The 4,244-nt window shown below is 41.2% G+C and carries 3 protein-coding genes; 2 read left to right on the forward strand and 1 reads right to left on the reverse strand.

The features are described 5' to 3' along the window. Positions 1–58: 58 nt before the first annotated feature. Together NJ959_RS26270 and NJ959_RS26275 are read left to right on the forward strand one after the other, a co-directional pair. Positions 59–2,134 carry an amylo-alpha-1,6-glucosidase gene (locus NJ959_RS26270; protein ID WP_373693715.1) on the forward strand — a complete coding sequence of 692 codons (2,076 nt, stop codon included), beginning with the start codon at positions 59–61 and terminating at the stop codon, positions 2,132–2,134. Between the two features lie 98 nt (positions 2,135–2,232). Further along, a complete protein-coding gene (locus tag NJ959_RS26275) occupies positions 2,233–2,844 on the forward strand; it encodes a Uma2 family endonuclease (protein ID WP_254014714.1) in 612 nt (203 codons plus the stop codon). Positions 2,845–2,973: 129 nt separating this feature from the next. Here NJ959_RS26275 and NJ959_RS26280 read toward each other — a convergent pair. Continuing rightward, the coding region (locus NJ959_RS26280; RefSeq protein WP_254014715.1) for a HEAT repeat domain-containing protein at positions 2,974–4,244 on the reverse strand (1,271 nt) is incomplete at its 5' end.

Genomic DNA, 4,244 nt, shown 5'->3' on the forward strand with positions numbered 1-4,244 from the left:
CCCCTGCTCCCCGGCTCCCTGTCCATTTTGGATAATTTCTTACATGCAGTATAGGTTAGTGAAAAAATTAGACAGACGAGAATGGCTGCTAACTAATGGCTTGGGCAGTATGAGTAGCGGTACAATCTGTGATGCCCGCACTCGCAGCTATCACGGTTGGTTGATTGCAGCCCTTGAGCCACCAGGAAGCCGCACGCTATTACTATCTCATTTTGATGCCAGCTTGGAAATAGCAGGAAAAATATGGGCACTTTCCACTAATTTTTGGGATGGCGGCAAAACTATCGATCCATTAGGATACCAACTCCTACGCTCTTTTGAAATCAATCCAATTCCAACATGGATTTGGGGCAGCGAAGACTGGCAATTGACAAGAGCTATCCAAATGCCTTATGGCATAGAAAAAAAGCAAGAGGTAAAGGGTGAGAGGCAAGAGAAAATTAGCCCTACTATACCCCAATTTTGTCACCGAGTTATGGTTAAGTATCGATATGAAGGGAGTAAATCTGGGATATTAAGACTAAGACCATTAATTGGCGATCGCAATTTTCACAAACAACAATTCGCCGATGATACAATTCAATTTTCCCAACTAGTCAGTAATCAGCGCATTTACTTACAATCTATTCGTCAAGGTAAACCGGGAACACCCTGGCAATTGCACTGGAGTGACGGGAATTATCGACCAGATGGACTTTGGTATTGGAATTATTACTATCCAGAAGAAAACAAACGGGGATTAGGTGACAGAGAAGATTTATATAGTCCCGGTTACCTAACAGTAATGCTTCAACCAGGAGAAACCGTAACTATAGAAGCACGAGTGGGATGTCCTGAAAATACTATAACCAAAATCACCTCCCAATCTTTTGAACAAGCCTTGCTAAACGAAGAAACAAGACAAAAGCAACTATTAAATCAAAAGTCAAAAGTCAAAAGTCAAAATTCACTCACCACTCCCAACAAAACACTTTCCAACAAAACTTGGCATCAATTATTACAAGGAGGCGATCGCTTTATTACCTACCGCGCATCAATTGGCAGTCCCACAGTAATAGCAGGTTATCCTTGGTTCAACGATTGGGGTAGAGATACCCTAATTTCTATCCCCGGATTAGCTTTAGCCACGGGACGTTTTACCCTCGCTAAAGGATTACTCAAAACCTTTGGCAGCTATTGTAAAAATGGCTTAATTCCCAATACATTTCCTAATGGCAGCATCCAACCAATATATAATAGTATCAATGCTTCTCTCTGGTGGCTAGAGACACTAGGGCTTTACCTAGAAATAACCCAGGATTGGGATTTTTTGCTCCAACAATATCCCCTAGTGCGGAAAATATACAAAGCGTATACAGCGGGGACTCATTATCAAATTCAAGTGGATGCTACAGATGGATTACTAACTTGGAATGCACCAAATGTTGCTATTACCTGGATGGATGTTGTATTAGATGGCAAACCAATTACACCACGTCGAGGAAAACCTGTAGAAATTAATGCGCTTTGGTATTCAGCATTATGTTGGCTGAGTCAGTGGACAGAGAAAATGGTGATTGGTGCTGTTTCCGATCGCATCCGCCTGATGCACCACTCTCAACACTATACACAGCAAGCAGAAAAGGTAAAAGCATCTCTACAGAAATTTTGGCATCCAGAATTTAATTACTTATACGATACAATTGAGCCAGACGATCGCAGAGATGGTACGATTCGTCCTAATGCTATTATTGCACTATCCCTATATCATTGTGGTTTTCCAAAAGAGCAGGCACGTCAGGTTTTACAAGTAGCAAGAGATCGTCTTCTTACCCCCTACGGTTTGCGCAGTCTCGATCCAGGAGATCCCAATTATATCGGTAAATATAATGGCAATCCCACTCATCGCGATCGCGCTTATCATCAGGGTACAGTGTGGAGTTGGTTAATTGGACCATTTAGTCGCGCATGGCAAAGATTTTATCCCACAGAAGCCCTGCCTTTTGATTGGCAACCGTTACTGGATCATTTTCAGCAAGAAGCTTGTCTCGGTTCGATTTCTCAACTTTTTGATGGCGATTCACCTCACAATCCCCAAGGTGCGATTGCACATGCTGTCTCAGTTGCTGAATTGATTCGCTATTTTTCGCAGTAATTGTTAATAGCTAATAGCTAATTGCTAATTGCTAATGGGCTAATTATTCTACCCCCTACTCCCTACTCCCTATTCCCCTTTAAGAAAGAGGTAAAACTATGCTATTACAGTCACGAGAACAGAAATACTATACTCCAGAAGAATATCTAGAGCTAGAGGTTGACTCTAAAGAACGCCATGAATATATTAATGGAGAAATAATTACTATGACAGGTGGACTACCCAATCATAACCAAATTAGTCTTAACTTAAGCGGATCGCTTAATTTTGCTCTCAAGGGGAAACCTTATCGGGTATTTGTAGTTGACCAAAGACTTTGGATTCCCAAAAAGCAAATTCATACCTATCCAGATATTATAGTTGTTTCTGGTAAACTAGAATTTGCTAAGGGACGGAAAGATACCATTACCAATCCCTTGATGATTGTCGAAGTACTTTCTAAATCCACTAAAAGCTACGATCGCGATGAAAAATTTGCCGCTTATCGCACTATCCCTGGATTTCAGGAATATATCCTTATCGATCAATACACCTTACATATAGAGCAATACTATAAAAGCGATAGCAATAAATGGATATTTTCTGAATATGATAGTGAGGAAGACAGTTTGTCTCTCTCATCTATTTCCTTTGAAATATCTCTATTAGATATATATGATAAAGTTGAATTTAGCGAGGAAGATTACTCCAAAATAGTCAAGAATTATTAATATATTGATGAGTAATATTAACGTAAGTTGAGCTTCATCAATCAATTTGTTACTTTAATCGCTAATTGTGAAATTTTGCTCTTTCCCACCAGCGATTAGCACTCGTAACCAGATCGGTATAAGCTTGAGTTAATAACTAAATTTCTTAAGTGCCGCGATCGCATGTAATCTTACTCCCTCTTGGTCATCCTCTGCTAACTCCTGCAAAGAATCTATCCCTGTAGATTCTCCCAGTTGTCCTAATGATAGAGCGATGGCTTGTTTAATTAGGGTTTCTTGACAGACTGCTTGTCCGGAGTGGAGAAAATCGATTATAATCTGAGTGGCTTTGGGTTTTAAACTGAGAGATTCTATCCGCCCCAAAACGCTGATAATTTCTATACAGATTGATTCCGAACCCCAAAGTAAGCCTTCTTGCAAATAGTCTAGCGCTTTAGCCGTTTCCATCCAACTCAAACCACGGACTATTTCTATTTTTAGACTAATCGGCGTTAAAGGTGACTTGAGAATGGGAAAGAGTGCATCGGCGGCGGCATCCGTTCCCACTCGCCCCAGCGCCACTACTGCTTGACGACATACTTCCCCATTTAGATCGTACAGAAGTGGTTTAAGATGGTTGACTAAATTACAATTTTGTGGTATTTCTCCAACTCGTAAACCCAAGCCAATAATGGCTTCTTTTCTGACTGCCGTGGCTGTATCTTTGAGCGCAGCCAGGAGAACTGTGGTAATCTGAGGATGGTGAAAACTATTCAACGATTCAATTGCAGTAGCGCGGATAACAGGTAAAGGATCGTTAACCACAGTCAGCCACGGTGCGATCGTATCTGGATGTCGGATATGAGATAATGCTTTGACTGCCAACAGTCTTGACTCTTCCTTGGCAAGTAAATTACTTAATGGTAGAATAGCGGAACTGCCCAAATTAGCTAAGGATTGGGCGGCCATTTCAGTTAAATCTTCATCCTCTTCTATCTCAAGCAGTTTCACCAAAGACATGACTGCCGTTGCTTGAGGAAACTGCCCTAAAATCCGACAGGCAAACCAACGGAATTCTAAATCAGCCTCTTCATCTTCCAGAATTTCTACTAAGGGCGCGATCGCAGTTTCCCCAATAGCCGGAAATATTTTAGCAACTTCCCACCGCTCTTGAAAATCCCCTGCTGCAAGTACCTCTACGGCTAGCTTCAGGATTATATCGCAATCTGCTTGCCCTAGGCTAGCGCTGCTACTTGCAGATCGTTTATTATTAAGATCGAGGGGTAACTCTTGTAAACATTGAGTCACTAGCAACCAGTTTCTCCCTCTGGCAGCAGTCCTTGCTTGCTCTAAAATATTAAATATGCTGGTATCCTTGTTTTCTGCTAATCTATTTTTAGAAAAATTAGTCACTTTTTCGA

This window comes from Limnofasciculus baicalensis BBK-W-15, assembly GCF_024178385.1.
GTDB lineage: Bacteria > Cyanobacteriota > Cyanobacteriia > Cyanobacteriales > Coleofasciculaceae > Limnofasciculus > Limnofasciculus baicalensis.